The organism is Micromonospora sp. DT44, assembly GCF_049841635.1.
In the GTDB taxonomy this organism is placed as follows: Bacteria; Actinomycetota; Actinomycetes; order Mycobacteriales; family Micromonosporaceae; genus Micromonospora.
This window is the reverse complement of record NZ_JBNCKS010000046.1, coordinates 23,621-37,964: the sequence shown is the minus strand read 5'-3', so window position 1 is coordinate 37,964 and position 14,344 is coordinate 23,621. Positions and strand designations below refer to the sequence as shown.

The window sequence follows — 14,344 nt, the reverse complement described above, 5'->3', positions numbered from 1 at the left end:
CCCTCAGGCGCTTTCACCCTCTTCCCGGACCACCCGGCCCCTTGGCCTCGGACGGCTTCTTCGGCGCCTTCGGCTGCTCGGGTGCCTTCGGTGGCGCGGGTGCCTTCGGAGCGACCTTGGTGGTGGTCTTCGTCGTCTTCTTCGGTGCGGCCTTGGTCGGGGCGACCTTGACGGCCGGAGCGGTGGACGGTATCGACCCGGCCACCCCGGAGACGCGTACCCCGCAGGTCGCGTCGCCGAGCCGGAACTCCACCGGCAGCGGGTTCGCCCCGGTGTACGTACCGGCCAGCGTCAACTTCTCGGCCGCGCCGGGCGCCAGCGTCTTTCCCTGGGCCACGGGACGGATCTGCACCGCGCCGCCCTGCTGCTGCGCCGGGGCGGGCTCGGCCTTGGTCACCTTTTGCTGGCCGGGAAACGTGAAACTCATCGTCCAGTCGCTCAGCGCCCGGTCGCCGGTGTTGGTCAGGGTCAGCTCGGCGGTGAAGTCCTTGCCGGAGTCGGTGCGCAGCGCGTACGCGACCTCGCAGGGCGCCTTCTCCGGCAGACCCATCCGCGCCTCCGTGGTGGGCCGGTCCTGACCGCTGGCCGGGCTACGGGAGGTGAGCCCCCACATCGCCCCGGTGACCGCGATCAACCCGACGGCGGCCACCCCGGCCTCCACCCGCCGACGCCGGTTCGCCTGACGGACGCGGCCTCGCCGGGTCCGCGACAGTGGAAGGGCGTCCGTCTCCGCCGACCAGGGCAGGATCGTGGTGCCCGCGTTGGCCAGCGCGGCGGGGTCCAGCGGACCGCCCGCCGGTGAGACCGGTACCGCCGCCAGCATCCCGGCCGCCTCGGCGAGGGTCCGGGCCAGCTCGGCGGTGTCCGGCCGGTCGGCGGGACGCTTGGCGAGGCAGCGCCGGACCAGGTCGGTCACCTCGTCGGGCAGCCCGGGCACCGCGGGCATCGGCTCCGGGTCGCTGTACATGTGTGCCCGCAGCATCTGGGTGGTCGTGGTCGCCTCCCACGGCAACCGACCGGTGAGCATCCGGTAGAGCAGCAGCCCCACGGCGTACACGTCGGTGGCCGGGGACACCTGGCCGTTGTCCAGCCGCTCCGGCGCGAGGTACGCGGGCGTGCCCAGCAACGCGCCGTCCGGCCCCTTCTCGCTCTCCCCCACCAGCGCCGAGATCCCGAAGTCGACCACCTTCACCCCGGTTGGGGTGAGCATGACGTTGCCCGGGGTGACGTCGCGGTGCACGACCCCACGGCTGTGCGCGGTGGACAGCGCCGAGCTGACCTCCGCGCCGATCGTCACCGCCTCACGCCACGGCAGCCGCAGTTCGCGGCCGAGCCGGGCCGCCAGCGAACCGCCGTCGACCAGTTCCATCACGACGTACGGCACGGTCAGGCCAACCTGGTGGGACTCGCCGTAGTCGTACACGTTGGTGATGTTGGGATGGCAGAGCCGCGCGGCGGCCTGCGCCTCGACGCGGATACGGTGCCGGAAGGCCCGGTCGGTGGCCAGCCGTGACGCCAACACCTTCACCGCGACCTGGCGGCCCAGCACCTCGTCGTAACCGCGCCAGACCACCGACATGCCACCCGCGCCGAGCTGCTCGACGAGCCGATACCGCTCGTCGAGGAGTTGCGCGCCGTTACGGTCCCCACCGCCCATGGTGGCCGTTGTTGCCCAGCACGGGCCGGTCTACACCTGAAGGATCGGAATCGGTCAGGAATATCACCCGATCAGGCGGTCGCCAGCAGTTGGTCCACCGGCGCGTAGTCGTCGGTCAGCACCATCGCCGTACCGACGAAATCCGTGAGGTCCGCGCCGGAGAGCAGACTGACGCTCGCGTCGACCACGTCGAGGCGGGCGCGGACGGCGGCCAGCGGCAGCGGCGCGTCGGAGGCGACGATGAGGAAGTTGCTGCCCCGCTGTTCGGCGAGCGCCTCGGGCGGGGCGATCAGTGCGACGTTCGTGAACTCGGCGGCGACCGTCGCCAGTTCGGCGCGGACGAACCGCAGCGGCGGATAGTCGATGACGTTCTGCACGTACACCCCGCCGGGGCGGGTCACCCGCCGGATCTCGGCGGCCATCTCCCGGGTCGCCAGGTGCCAGGGCACCACCAGGTGGCCGAACGCGTCGCCGACGACCAGGTCGCGGCTGTCCGCCGGCTCGTCGGCGACCAGCATCCGGGCGTCGCCCACGACCGCCCGCAGACCTTGGCCCGGGTGTACGCCGAGTTCCCGCTCGCCCAGCTCCACCAGTCCACCGTCGATCTCGAACACCACGTTGTCGGTGCCCGGCCGGGTGGCGGTCAGGTACGTCGGCACGGTGAAGCCGCCGCCGCCCAGGTGCAGGGCGTCCAACCGCTGCCCGGCCGGCGCGGTCACGTCGGCGACCGCGCCGATCCACTTCGTGTACGCGTACTCCAGGTGCTTCGGGTCGGCCAGGTCGACGTACGAGTGCTGGGCCGAGTTGAGCAGCAGCGCCCGGCCGCTGGGCCGGTTCGGGTCGGTGGTGACACGGGCGCAGTGGTACGCCGTCTCGATGTCGCACGGGTTCGGCGCGATGGTGCTCAGTCCCGCCCCGAGCAGACCGAGGACGGCCAGCGCGGCCCGAGCTCGGGCCCGAACCGGCAGGTCGGTACGCGTCTGACGGCGCAGATACCAGCCGAGACCGATACCGACCAGGCCGAGGGAGATCGCCAACGCCAGCAGGATGACCGTGCTGGGCAGCGCGGCGACCAGCACGAAGCCGGTGAGCAGGGTGGCGGTGATGCCGCCCAGGGTGCCGATGCCGGACAGTCGGCCGACCACCTGGCCGGTCCGGCGCAGGTCGGCGAGCTGGAGCTTCACCACCAGCGGGGTGACCGCCGCCAGCAGCGCCGCCGGCACGAACACGGCGAGCGCCACGAGCAGCAGGATGGCGCTGGCCGCCCCACCACGGAGCACCTCGCCGGCGTAGCGCACCACGGGAAGGGTGATCGCGGTGGCGATCCCGGCCAGCACCAGGGCGGGCGCCAGCAGGCCGCGCGGGTCGCGCCGGTCGGCCAGCCAGCCGCCGGACCACGCGCCGTACGCGATCGCGGCGAGCGCGATGCCGATGACCGAACTGGTCACCTGGAGGGTCACTCCGACGTACGGGCCGACCAGGCGCAGCGCGACCGTCTCCAGCACCAGCACGGCGCCGCTGGCGAAGAAGACCAGGAAGGCGGCCAGGCCGTTGGGCAGCGCCCCGCCGGTGACCGGCACGGGCGGAGCGTCGGGAGCCGCTACGTCGGACACTGGGGAACTCATCGTCGCGATGGTACGCAGCGAAGCTGCCGCTCCGGGTCAGTACAGCGAGAGATGAACATGGTTCGTGTGCGACGCGGCGGGACTGCCGCTGCCACTGTAGGCACGCCATCCGGTGCCGGGATGCCAGATCTGCCGGTACCAGATCACGTAGAGCACACCCAGACGCTCGGCGTTGCGGACGTGCCAGGCGGCCAGGCTGTCCCCGTACGCCTTGTCGCCGCCGGTCGCGTTCTTGTCCTCGAAGCCGTTCGTGGCGGCCGAGAAGTCGCAGGCCCGACCCTTCGGATGCTCGCCGCCGCCACCGCTGCGCTTGCAGGAGACGTGCCGCTTGTAGCCGGCCGCCTGGGTCTCCTTGAGGGCGTGCAGGGTGCGCGGGGTGATGCACCCCGAGGTCGTCGGGTCCTTCACGGAGCAGGACTCCGACGGCCACGAGCCGTCGGAGTTCCGTGGCGCCGGCTTCGCCGAGGACGAGTTGCCGCCGCTGAAACCACTGCTGCCGCCCGAGCTGACCTCGGCCAGCGCCGCCTCGGCCTCCTTTTTCTTCTTGGCCATGACGGCGAGCTGCTTCTGCTGCTCACGGACCTCGGTGTCGATGGCGATCTTGGCCTGCTGGACCTGCTGCCGGGCCTCGGAGAGATCACGCAACCGCTTGCTGTCCCGCTGGGCCATCAGGTCCAGGTCGGCCGCCCGTTGCAGGAACGCCTGCGGAGTCGCCGTGTTGAGCAGCATCGCTGTCGGGGTGAGCCGACCCGCCCGGTACGACTGCGCGGCCACCTCGCCGACCTGGGCGGTCAACCCGACCAGGCGAACCTCGACGGCCTTCAGCTCACCGTTCAACGCCGTCTGCCGCCGCTTGGAGTTGTCCAGCTTGGCCTTGGCCTCGATGTGGCCCTTGGCGGTCAGTTCCAGCGCGTCCCGCAACTTCTTGGTGCCGCCCTCGTCCGGCTCCGCCGACGCGGGCACACCCGGAGCGAGCACCAGCGCCAGGGCGGCGAGCAGAGGAAGCAGTACGCGGCGAACGCGCGGCTGACTGAGCCTGGTCGTGGGCACGAAAGCGTCCTTCCGTCGACCGCCGGCCCCCGGTGAAACTCTGCGCGGCGGCGTCCCCGCCGGCGCCGGGCGGCGGCCTGCTGGCGGAGATCGCCGGTCACGATACCGGAACGCGCGCCGGTGACCAGTCCCGCGACCGCCCACCGACCCCGGTGTCGACGGAGCGTGCCGGCGTCGTCGCGCCCCGCACCCGAGGGTTCCGATTCAGGAGCTGAGCAGCGCCTCGTGGACTTGGGCCCAGACCTGTTCGTTGGCCGCGACGAGCAGCCCGCGACCCTCGTCGGACGGGTGGTAGTCCACGCCGTCGAACCGGCGGGACACGCCGCCCGCCGCGCGGACCAGCAGGCTGCCCGGGGCATGGTCCCACGGCAGGGTGCGCCAGAAGAGGGCGAACTGCTGCTCGCCGGTGAGGATGTCCAGGTACTCCCGGCCGGCGCAGTGCTGGCCGGGCAGCAGCTCGCCGAGCCGGCGACCACCGGCACGGACTCGGTCGCGGGCCTCCGGCGGCAGGAAATGCGTCATCGCCACGCCTCGAATGTCGCCCAGGGACGGCACGTTGTCGGCGGTGCCAACCGGCTGGCCGTTGAGCAGGGTGCCCTCGTCGGCGCGGCCGGCGGCAAGCGTCCCCTCCATCGGGTCGAGGATCCAGCCCGCCTTCGGCCGCCCGTCGGTCAACAGGGCGACCATCAGGGCGAACGGTCGGCGGCCGGCGGCGAAGTTGGCGGTGCCGTCGACCGGGTCGACCAGCCACACGTCCCCGGTGTCGCGCAGGTGGCCCAGCAGCTCCGGGTCGTCGGCGACGCCCTCCTCGCCCACGACCACCGAGCCCGGCCGGATCCGACGCAGCCCGGCGGAGATCAGCTCCTCGGCGCGACGGTCGGCGACGGTGACCACCTCGCCGGGCGCCTTCTCCGACACGTCGTCGTCGTCGAGCTTGCGGAACAGCGGCAGCACGACCTGGTCGGCGGCCTCCGAAAGGAGGTCGCCGACGTCGTCGAGCAGGGTGTCAGCCACGGGGCGGCAACTTGACCACGCTGACGAAGAACTCGTCGATCTGCCGGACCACCGAGATGAAGCGCTCGAAGTCGACCGGCTTGGTCACGTAGGCGTTGGCGTGCAGCTGGTAGCTGCGCAGGATGTCCTCGTCGGCCTGGGAAGTGGTGAGGACGACGACCGGGATCCGGCGCAGTTCCTCGTCCTTCTTGATCTCTTCCAGCACCTCCCGCCCGTCCCGGCGCGGCAGGTTGAGGTCGAGCAGGATCAGGTCGGGCGCCACGGCGTCCGCGTACTGACCCTCGCGCCGCAGGTAGGCCAGCGCCTCGGCGCCGTCGGAGACGACGGTCAGGCGGTTGCGCAGCTTGTGCTCCTCGAACGCCTCCTGGGTCATCAACACGTCACCCGGGTCGTCCTCGACGAGCAGGACCTCGATCGGGCTCTTGCCGTCCGCCGGCGCGGTCATCCCACCGTCTCCCTCATGTCACCCGTTCTACCGCCTTCCGGCGGCCCGTCGGCCCGGTCCGGCTGGTCCGCCCCGGCGGAGTGCTCCGACAGCGCGGGAGAAGCATCGTCCGCGGGCGTCACGTCGCCCGCCGAGCCCTCCTGCGGCTCCTCGACCGGTTCGCTGGCGGCAGCCGCCTCCACGTCCTCCGGACGCGCCGGGAGCGTGAACCGGATGGCGGTGCCCTCCGGCACGTCGGTGTCCACCCACACCCGCCCGCCGTGATATTCCACGATCTTCTTGACGATCGCCAACCCGATGCCGGTGCCCGGGTACGCGTCCTTCGAGTGCAGCCGCTGGAAGATCACGAAGATCTTGTCGGCGAACTCCGGCTCGATACCGATGCCGTTGTCCTGGCAGCTGATCTCCCACTCGGCACCGACCAGCCGAGCCGAGATGTTCACCTTCGGTGGCACGTCCGGACGACGGAACTTGATCGAGTTGCTGACCAGGTTGGCCAGCAGGTTCGTGAGCAGGGGCTCCTCGCCACGGATCACCGGCAACCCGGTCCAGGTCAGCTCCGCGTCCGCGTACTGCAGGGCGGCCTCGGTCTGACCGGCCACGTCGCCCATCACCTTGTTCAGGTCGACGTCCACGAAGCCGGTGGTGAGCCGGCCGATCCGGGAGAACGCGAGCAGGTCGTTGATCAGGCGCTGCATCCGCTGCGCGCCGTCCACCGCGAAGGCGATGTACTGGTCGGCCCGCTCGTCGAGCTGCCCGGCGTAGCGGCGCTGGAGCAACTGGCAGAAGCTCGCCACCTTGCGCAGCGGCTCCTGCAGGTCGTGGGACGCCACGTACGCGAACTGCTCCAGATCACGGTTGGACCGGGTCAGCTCCTCGGCCTGCTTCTGGAGCTGGCTGTTGACCCACTCGATGCGTTCGCGGGCCTCCCGCACCTCGGCCAGGTCGGAGGCGATCTTCTGACGCATCGCGTCCACGTCGTCGCCGAGCTGGATGAACTCCGGTGGGCCGACGGTGGCGACGCGGTGCTGGTAATCGCCCGCGGCGACCTCGCGGACCTGGTCGGCGAGGCCGGTCAGTGGCCGGACCACCATCCGGTCCAGCGAGAGCAGCAGGACCGCGCCGGCCACGACGACCACCAGGGCCGCGATGATCAGCAGGACAACGAGCACGTTGCTGCTGTTGCGGACGTCCGCGGCGGACTGCTCCCGGGCGTCCAGGATCTCCTTCTGCAGGTCGTCGACGGCCGACCGGACCTGGTCGAACCGCTGCCGGGCCTGCTCGGTGACGAGCGCCTGGCCGGCCCGGGTGCCCTCGCGCTCCGTCGTCGTGATCACCGGCTGGGCGACGGTCTCCCGCCACTGTGCCGAACGCTCCTCGACGGTCCGCAGCTCCTGACCGATCTGCGGGTAGTCGTGCAGCAGGGCCCGCATCGCGGCGACGGTGGCCTTCTCCTGCTCAAGGCCCGCGTCGTACGGAGCCAGGTCGGCCGGGTCGCCGCTGACCGCGTACCCGCGCACCGCCGTCTCCTGGTCGAGCACCGCGTTGAGCAGTTCCTGCGACTGCACCCGCAGCGGCCCGGTCTGGTTCAGGATCGCGTCGATCTGGGTGCGGTTGCGGGCGGCCATGGCCGCCTCCGCGACAGCCAGGCCGATCAGCAGCACACCCACGACGGTGAGCAGCGTGATGACCCGGCGGCGCAGACTCCAGCCGCCGACCATTGAGGTCACCGGCCACCACCGCGGCTGACCAGCAGCATCGCCACGTCGTCGGCGAGCGGACCACCGTTGATCTGCTCGGCCCGGCCCACCAGCCAGGCGGGCAGCTCGGGGAGCGACACCTCCCGGTTGGCGGGCTCGTCGAGCAGCCCACTCAGGCCCGGCACGTCGAGCCGTTCGTTGCCCGTGCCCACCCGTCCCTCGATCAGGCCGTCGGTGTACATCAGCAGGGACCAGTCATCGGTGTCGAACTCCAGGTCGAAGGCGATCGGCCGGCGGGGGCGCACGCCCAGCAGCAGGCCGCCGGGGGCGGGCACCGGGACGACCCGGCCGCCGGAGAGCAGCAGCGGCGGCGGGTGCCCGGCGAGTCGGACGGTGGCCCGGTTGGCATCCAGGTCGAGTCGGGTGGTGGCCACCGTCGCGAAGATCTCCTGAAGGCGGCGCTCACTCATCAGCACCTGCTCCAGGGCGGGCAGCACCTCGTCGTCCGGCACCCCGGCGAGCACGAGGGCCCGCCAGGCCACCCGCAGTTCCACACCGAGCGCGGCCTCGTCCACCCCGTGCCCGCAGACGTCCCCGACGATCAGGTCGAGCCGGTCCGGACGGGTCTGCACCACGTCGAAGAAGTCCCCGCCGATCAGGGCGGCGTGCCGACCCGGACGGTAGAAGGTGTGTACCGCCACCTGGTCGGTCGTCATCAGCGGCTGCGGCAGCAGGCCGCGTTCGAGGCGGGCCGACTCGGCCTGGCGCAGCTCGACCTCGCGCAGCCGGCGGGCGTTCTCGTCGGCGCGCTTACGCTCGACCGCGTAGCGCAGCGCCCGGGTCAGCAGCACCCCGTCGACCTGGCCCTTGACCAGGTAGTCCTGTGCGCCCTCGGCGACCGCCACGACGCCCAGGTGCTCGTCCGAGCGACCGGTCAGGACACAGACCGCGGCGCCGCTGGACATCTCCAGCACCTGACGCAGCCCGTCCAGCCCTTGGGCGTCCGGCAGGCCCAGGTCGAGCAGGACGCAGTCCACGTCGCCGATCCGCTGCCGTGCCTCCCGGAGGCTGGCGGCGACCAGCAGGTCGATCATCGAGTTGGTCTCGGCGAGCAGCTCACCGACCAGGAAGGCGTCGCCCTCGTCGTCCTCCACCAGCAGCACCCGCAGCCGCTCACCGGGCGGCAGGTTGCCGTGCCGCGCCAGCCCGCCGTGCGGGTACGGCACGACAGGGGAGCCGGCCAGGCCGCCTCCCCGGTGCGGCCGGGTCACCGCCGCGAGACGCGGGAGTTCGCTGGTGATGTCGGGCTCCTTCCGAGTGCCCTGCTGATCCTGTATTAGACAACGGTCGCACACAACACGATGGCCGCGGCACGGGGCGGGGATGGGCAGGATCACTGCCGGTCGGCCCCCACTACCTTCGAGGAGTTCGGATGGGCGCACCCCCCACCCCCGTCACCGCGGACGTACCGCTCAAGCCACCTCCGCGCGTACCCCCTGCCGACCGTGCGCTGACCCGACCGCGACGGCGCCTTGCGGCCGCCGCGGCGGCGCTGGTCGCGCTGGCGGCCGTCGGCGCCGGCAGCCTGCTCGACCTGCGGACCCCGGCGCCACGGCCGGCGGACGCGCCGACGGGCGAGTTCAGCGCCGCCCGGGCGTACGCGGACGTCCAGGTGATCGCGGCCCGGTCGCACGTCGCCGGGAGCCCCGCCAACGAGCAGGTTCGCGCGCACATCGAGCAGAAGCTGCGCGGCCTGGGCCTGGAGACGCAGGTGCAGGACACCGTCGCGCCGGAGGCCGGCCAGCTCAGTGGGGCGGCCGGCGGCGCGACCTTCGCCCGGGTCCGCAACGTGGTGGCCCGGCTACCCGGGACCGATCCGACGGGCCGGGTGTTCCTGGTCGCCCACTACGACTCGGTGCAGACCGGACCGGGCGGCAACGACGACGCGGCCGGCACCTCGGCCATCCTCGAGGTGGCCCGCGCGCTGTCCACCGGACCACGGCCCCGCAACGACGTCGTCTTCGTGCTGACGGACGCCGAGGAGGCGTGCCTCTGCGGCGCGGCGGCGTTCGCCGCGAGCAACCCGCTCGCCGCCGACGGCGGTGTGGTGCTCAACCTGGAGGCGCGCGGTTCCACCGGCCCGGTGATCATGTTCGAGACCTCGAAGAACAACGCGAAGCTGGTCGACGTCTTCGGTCGGGCCGCACCCCACCCGGTGGGCACCTCGTTCGCGGTGGAGATCTATCGGGCGCTGCCCAACGACACCGACTTCACCGCCTTCCTCGATGAGAAGTTCGTCGGGTTGAACTCGGCCTACATCGACGGGGGCGCGATCTACCACACGCCGCTGGACACGCCGGCCGCCATGGACCGGGGCAGCCTCCAGCAACACGGGGACAACGCGCTGGGCCTGGCCCGGGAGTTCGGCGCGGTCGACCTGACCGACCTGCGCTCCGGGCACGACGCCACCTACTTCCCGCTGCCGGGCGGGTTGGCCCGCTACCCGGGCTGGCTCGTCCTGCCGCTGGCCCTGCTCGCGGTGCTCGCGGTCGCGGCACTGGGTTGGCTGACCCGCCGCAGCGGACGGGCCAGCACGGGCCGGCTGGTCGCCGGTTTCGGCCTCGCCCTCGTGCCGATCGTGGCCGCGCCGGTCGCCGCCCAACTGCTCTGGTTGGCGATCACCACGATCCGGCCGGGGTACGCGGAACTGCTCGACCCGTACCGCCCGATCTGGTACCGGATGGCCGTGTTGGCGCTCGCCACCGCGATCCTGTTCACCTGGTACGCGCTGACCCGCCGCCGGATCGGCCCGGCCGCGCTGGCCGTGGGCGGTCTGGCCTGGCTGGCCCTGCTCGGGGTGCTGCTCGCCGTGGCGGTACCCGGCGGGGCGTACCTGACCACCCTGCCGGCCCTGGCCGGCGCCCTCGGCGGCCTGGTCGCGCTGCGTACCCGGCAGACCGGGCCGGGGCCGGTGGTGGCGGTGACCGCCGCCGCCGCGGTCGGCGTCGTGATCCTCCTGCCGACGGTGGTACTGCTCTTCCCCGCGCTGGGGATGGCGATGGGCGGGGTGGCCGCGCTTGTCGCGGTGCTGCTCGGCCTGACCGCGCTACCGGTGGTCGACCTGCTGCATCCGCAGGCCGGCGGGCAGCGCGGCCTGCTGGCGCTGCGGGCCCGGCGACGCGCCGCGCTGCCGGCCGGTGCCGCCGCCGTGGCGGCGGTGGTGCTCGCCGGGGTCGGGCTGGTCGTGGACCGCTTCGACGCCGCCCACCCCGCGCCCACCCATCTGATGTACGCCATGGACGCCGGCACCGGGCAGGCCCGCTGGCTGAGCCACGAGACCGACCCGCAGCCGTGGACGGACGGCTACGTCGACGGGGTGTCCAGCGTGGCCGACGACTTCCCCGGCCTCGGTGACGGTGAGCTGCGGGTCGGCCCGGCCCAGGCGGCCAGCCTGCCGGCGCCGAAGCTCGACGTGCTGGCCGACACCAGTGCCGGTGGCGAACGCACGCTGCGGCTGCGCCTCACTCCGCAGCGAGCGGTCCGCCTCGCCACCCTGCACGTCGACACGACGACCGCCACCGTGCTGCGCGCCGAGGTCGCCGGGCGCGTGGCGCCGGTGGAGCCGCGCGCGGGCAGGTGGGGGTTCGGTCTGGTCTTCCACGCCCCGCCGCCGGAGGGCGTCGAGGTCACGCTGACGCTGCGACCGATCGCCGCGCAGGTGGCGCTGCGGGCCATGGACGCCAGCGACGGGCTGGACGCGCTGCCCGGCTTCCGGCCCCGGCCGCCGGCCGTCGGTGTCGTGGGGTCGCACAGCTCCGAGATGCTGGCCGTCGCCCGCACATATCCGGTCTGAGAAAGACAAAGCGGTGGTCCGGCAGCGCATGTTTGCCGCCGGACCACCGCTTTGTGAATCGGGTTTCCGTCAGTTCACTGGTTCGGGTTGACCGGAGCCGATACGTCGCCACCGGTTTCCGTCGTGATCGGTGAAGGTCAACTCCACCAGAACGCTGTCGGTCGCCGCGTGCAGCCGACGCGCGGCGGCGACCGTGACGAACAGTTCCGCGCTTTTCCGGCCGTGAATGCGTCCGACCTGTTTCACTCCGGCGAGGTCGACGGGCGGGTCGTCCGGATCCTCGGACGGCACCAGTCGCGGCAGTACCGTCACATCGAGCACCGGCGCGTCACTCTCGTTGGTCACGGTCACCCGCAGCACCGCGTTGCCCCGGATCTCGGTGACCGCGGAGACCAGCCGGGCCTGGGTGGCCCGGACCCGCATCTCGTCGACGCGACGGGCGCGGATCTCCCGGCGCAGACCGAGGTACACGAAGAGCACACTCGCGATCGAGCCGAGCGCGCCGAACCAGTCCGGCACCGAACCCCAGTCGGCCACATCGTCGTACGGCAACCAGTTCATGCGTCCATCGTGGATGCACCGCGCGAACGTCGAGGACGGCGGATCGGTCCGAATGGTCGACGAATTGTAAATGGCGGTGTCGATTCCGGTCGGTCGGGTGACCTAAACGGAGAGTGTGCAACCCAGTACGGCGGTGGATACCCTTGCGGTTGACGTAGGGCGGGTGACGACCCCTCCGAATGTCCATCCAGTGGACATGATCTCTTCTGCCACCCGCCGCGCCGCAATTTCGCCACCGAAGGGGGACCGCATTGAATGCGGACGTTCCACCCGAGGATGCGGGCGTGCGCCGGCCGGCCTACGACCGACCGAGCCGCGTCTCCGTCGACCCGCCACTCGGGCGCCTGGACAGCCCACTGCACGGCCGCGACGACCTGATCGACGAGATCATGTATCCGGCTGACACCGACGGGGAAGAGCCGGCGGTGCACATCCTGTGCGGCATGGGCGGCTCCGGCAAGAGTCACGTGGCCCTGGAGATAGCGCGTCGGGCCCGAGCGGACGGTCGTACCGTCTGGTGGGTGCAGGCCGGCCGGCTGAACTCCGGGATGCGCGAGGTGGTCAGCCAGCTCGGCGCGTCGGAGAGCCAGGTCGACCAGGCCTGGTCCGGCATGATCAGCGCCACCGACCTGGTCTGGCGCTACCTCAACCAGGCCCGCCAGCCGTGGTTGCTGATCTTCGACAGCGCGGACGAGCCCGCCACGCTCGGCCCCACCGACGGCGTGCTCGCCGACGGCACCGGTTGGCTACGCAGGCCGGAAGCCGAGGACGGCATGGTTCTGGTGACCACCCGGGACGGCAACCGTGCCACCTGGGGCACCTGGTCGACCCTGCACCAGGTGCGTCCACTCGACGCCGATGCCGGGGCGCAGGTGCTCATCGACCGCGCCGGCGCGCAGGCCGGCGGCCTCGACGACGCCCGTGAACTCGCCCGTGAACTGGGCGGCCTGCCACTGGCCCTGCGGGCCGCCGGCAACTTCCTACGCTCGGTCAACGCCAGCCCGGTCTGGCGCGGCTCCTCCACCATCACCACCTTCGCCGACTACCGCAGCGCGGTGGAACGCCGTTTCCGCGCGCCGCTCGACGCCCCCGACGTCGACCTCGACGAATCACTCGGCCTGGAGATCGTCCGCGAGGTCGACGACATCTCCCTGGACCTGCTGGCCCGCCGCGGGCTCGCGCAGAGCCGGCCGCTGCTCAACGTGCTGGCCTGCCTGAGCATCTCCCCGGTGCCCTACGAGGTGGTCCTCAAGCCGGCCATCCTGGCCGGGTCACCCCTGTTCGAAGGGCTGACCGCCCGGCAACGGGTGAAGGTGCTGGAGGGCATCGGCGACCTCGCCCTGGTCGACTTCGACGTCCAGGAGGACGTCACCGACCCGGCCTTCGCGCACGTGCTGTCGCTGCACCCGCTGGTGCACGCGATGTTCCGCGACCGCGACGAGGTCCGCGAACAGATCGCCGAGTACCACGCCGTGGTCATGAAGCTGCTGCTCGCCGCCACCGAGGGCCAGAATCCGGACGACCCGGCCGTCTGGTCCAACTGGGACGTGCTGGTGCCGCACCTGGTCGAGGCCGTGCGCGAATACCTGGTGCCACAGAAACACAAGCACGACCCCGAGACGGTACGCCGGGCGCTGGAACTGACCCGGCTGACCGCTCGCTACCTCATCGCCGTCGGCCTGCCCGGATCGGCCTTCGACATCCTCGACCCGATCGTGCGCGGCTGCGCCGCGTACGACCACGACCTGGACCGGCCCGAGGTGCTGGCGCTGCGCCACGAGCTGGGCCGCACCTGGCTGGAGCGCAACCAGCCGGAGATGGCCGACCGGGTGCTGCGCGACGTGATCGCCGACCGCACCCGGGTGCTGGGCAGCGGCAACCCCGACACCCTCGCCAGCCGGCACAAGCTCGCCAAGGCGATCATGGCGCAGCGTCAGTGGCCGGAGGCCGAGTCGGAACTACGACAGATCGTCACCGCGGAGCAACAGGTACGCGGACCCGAGCACTGGGAGACCATGGTCGTGCGGCACAGCCTCGCGCTGGCCGTCCTCGCCCAGCACCGCGCCCCCGAGGCGGAGGAGATGCTGCACGCGGTCCTGGAGGTCCGGTACCGGCTGTGGCCGTCGAACCAGCCGGAGACGTGGCAGGCCCGGCACACGCTGGCCCGGTGCATGCAGGAGCAGGGCCGCCTCGCCGAGGCGGAGGCGGAGCTGCGGGCCACCCTGGCCACCGTGGATCCCCGGCACGCCGACCGCAGCGAGGTGCTCGCCATCCGGGCCACCCTCGCCGTGGTGCTCCTGCTGGACGGGAGGGTCGACGAGGCGATCGACGTGTACGAGCGCCTGCTGGCCGACCGGCGGCGGCTGCTCGGGGACTTCCACCTGGACACCCTCCAGGTGGAACACGCGCTGCGCCGCCTACGCAACGGCGGGTGACCGC

Annotated in this window: 10 protein-coding genes; 2 read left to right on the top strand and 8 right to left on the bottom strand. The window is 72.1% G+C overall.

The features are described from left to right. Positions 1 to 13: 13 nt before the first annotated feature. The 7 genes from ACLQ25_RS24380 to ACLQ25_RS24350 all read right to left on the bottom strand — a co-directional run bounded on the left by ACLQ25_RS24380 (position 14) and on the right by ACLQ25_RS24350 (position 8,717). Positions 14 to 1,657, bottom strand: a complete 1,644-nt coding sequence (locus tag ACLQ25_RS24380; RefSeq protein ID WP_425733113.1) for a protein kinase domain-containing protein — start codon at positions 1,655 to 1,657, stop codon at positions 14 to 16. A gap of 71 nt (positions 1,658 to 1,728) precedes the next feature. Then, positions 1,729 to 3,282, bottom strand: coding sequence for a fused MFS/spermidine synthase (locus tag ACLQ25_RS24375; protein WP_425733112.1), 1,554 nt, complete (start codon positions 3,280 to 3,282; stop codon positions 1,729 to 1,731). 36 nt (positions 3,283 to 3,318) lie between these two features. Then, positions 3,319 to 4,290 carry a coiled-coil domain-containing protein gene (locus tag ACLQ25_RS24370; RefSeq protein WP_425733130.1) on the bottom strand — a complete coding sequence of 324 codons (972 nt, stop codon included), beginning with the start codon at positions 4,288 to 4,290 and terminating at the stop codon, positions 3,319 to 3,321. Positions 4,291 to 4,536: 246 nt separating this feature from the next. Further along, complete coding sequence (locus tag ACLQ25_RS24365) at positions 4,537 to 5,346, bottom strand: inositol monophosphatase family protein (RefSeq protein ID WP_425733111.1); 810 nt, start codon at positions 5,344 to 5,346, stop codon at positions 4,537 to 4,539. Beyond that, positions 5,339 to 5,791, bottom strand: coding sequence for a response regulator (locus ACLQ25_RS24360; RefSeq protein ID WP_088950306.1), 453 nt, complete (start codon positions 5,789 to 5,791; stop codon positions 5,339 to 5,341). Before ACLQ25_RS24360 ends, ACLQ25_RS24365 begins: the two co-directional genes overlap by 8 nt. Continuing rightward, positions 5,788 to 7,512 carry a sensor histidine kinase gene (locus ACLQ25_RS24355; protein ID WP_425733129.1) on the bottom strand — a complete coding sequence of 575 codons (1,725 nt, stop codon included), beginning with the start codon at positions 7,510 to 7,512 and terminating at the stop codon, positions 5,788 to 5,790. Before ACLQ25_RS24355 ends, ACLQ25_RS24360 begins: the two co-directional genes overlap by 4 nt. Before the next feature lie 5 nt (positions 7,513 to 7,517). After that, positions 7,518 to 8,717: a PP2C family protein-serine/threonine phosphatase gene (locus ACLQ25_RS24350; protein WP_425733110.1), complete on the bottom strand. Its 1,200-nt coding sequence runs from the start codon at positions 8,715 to 8,717 to the stop codon at positions 7,518 to 7,520. Positions 8,718 to 8,923: 206 nt separating this feature from the next. On the opposite strand from ACLQ25_RS24350, the gene ACLQ25_RS24345 reads away from it, so the two are divergent. Further along, entirely contained in the window at positions 8,924 to 11,344 is a 2,421-nt protein-coding gene (locus tag ACLQ25_RS24345; RefSeq protein WP_425733109.1) for a M28 family peptidase, read from the top strand. Between the two features lie 69 nt (positions 11,345 to 11,413). Here the strand turns inward: ACLQ25_RS24345 and ACLQ25_RS24340 are convergent, their stop codons facing one another. Beyond that, on the bottom strand, positions 11,414 to 11,905 hold the full coding sequence (locus tag ACLQ25_RS24340) for a hypothetical protein (RefSeq protein WP_425733108.1): 492 nt from the start codon (positions 11,903 to 11,905) through the stop codon (positions 11,414 to 11,416). A 284-nt stretch (positions 11,906 to 12,189) separates the two neighbouring features. Here ACLQ25_RS24340 and ACLQ25_RS24335 point away from each other — a divergent pair, with 284 nt between their 5' ends. Further along, positions 12,190 to 14,340, top strand: coding sequence for a tetratricopeptide repeat protein (locus ACLQ25_RS24335; protein WP_425733107.1), 2,151 nt, complete (start codon positions 12,190 to 12,192; stop codon positions 14,338 to 14,340). The last annotated feature ends 4 nt before the right edge of the window (positions 14,341 to 14,344 follow it).

What these genes read in the sequence shown, in the direction of transcription:
- ACLQ25_RS24380 (WP_425733113.1), bottom strand. Translation starts at nt 1,657, where the DNA reads ATGGGCGGTGGGGACCGTAACGGCGCGCAACTCCTCGACGAGCGGTAT.
- ACLQ25_RS24375 (WP_425733112.1), bottom strand. Translation starts at nt 3,282, where the DNA reads ATGAGTTCCCCAGTGTCCGACGTAGCGGCTCCCGACGCTCCGCCCGTG.
- ACLQ25_RS24360 (WP_088950306.1), bottom strand. Translation starts at nt 5,791, where the DNA reads ATGACCGCGCCGGCGGACGGCAAGAGCCCGATCGAGGTCCTGCTCGTC.
- ACLQ25_RS24355 (WP_425733129.1), bottom strand. Translation starts at nt 7,512, where the DNA reads ATGGTCGGCGGCTGGAGTCTGCGCCGCCGGGTCATCACGCTGCTCACC.
- ACLQ25_RS24345 (WP_425733109.1), top strand. Translation starts at nt 8,924, where the DNA reads ATGGGCGCACCCCCCACCCCCGTCACCGCGGACGTACCGCTCAAGCCA.
- ACLQ25_RS24340 (WP_425733108.1), bottom strand. Translation starts at nt 11,905, where the DNA reads ATGAACTGGTTGCCGTACGACGATGTGGCCGACTGGGGTTCGGTGCCG.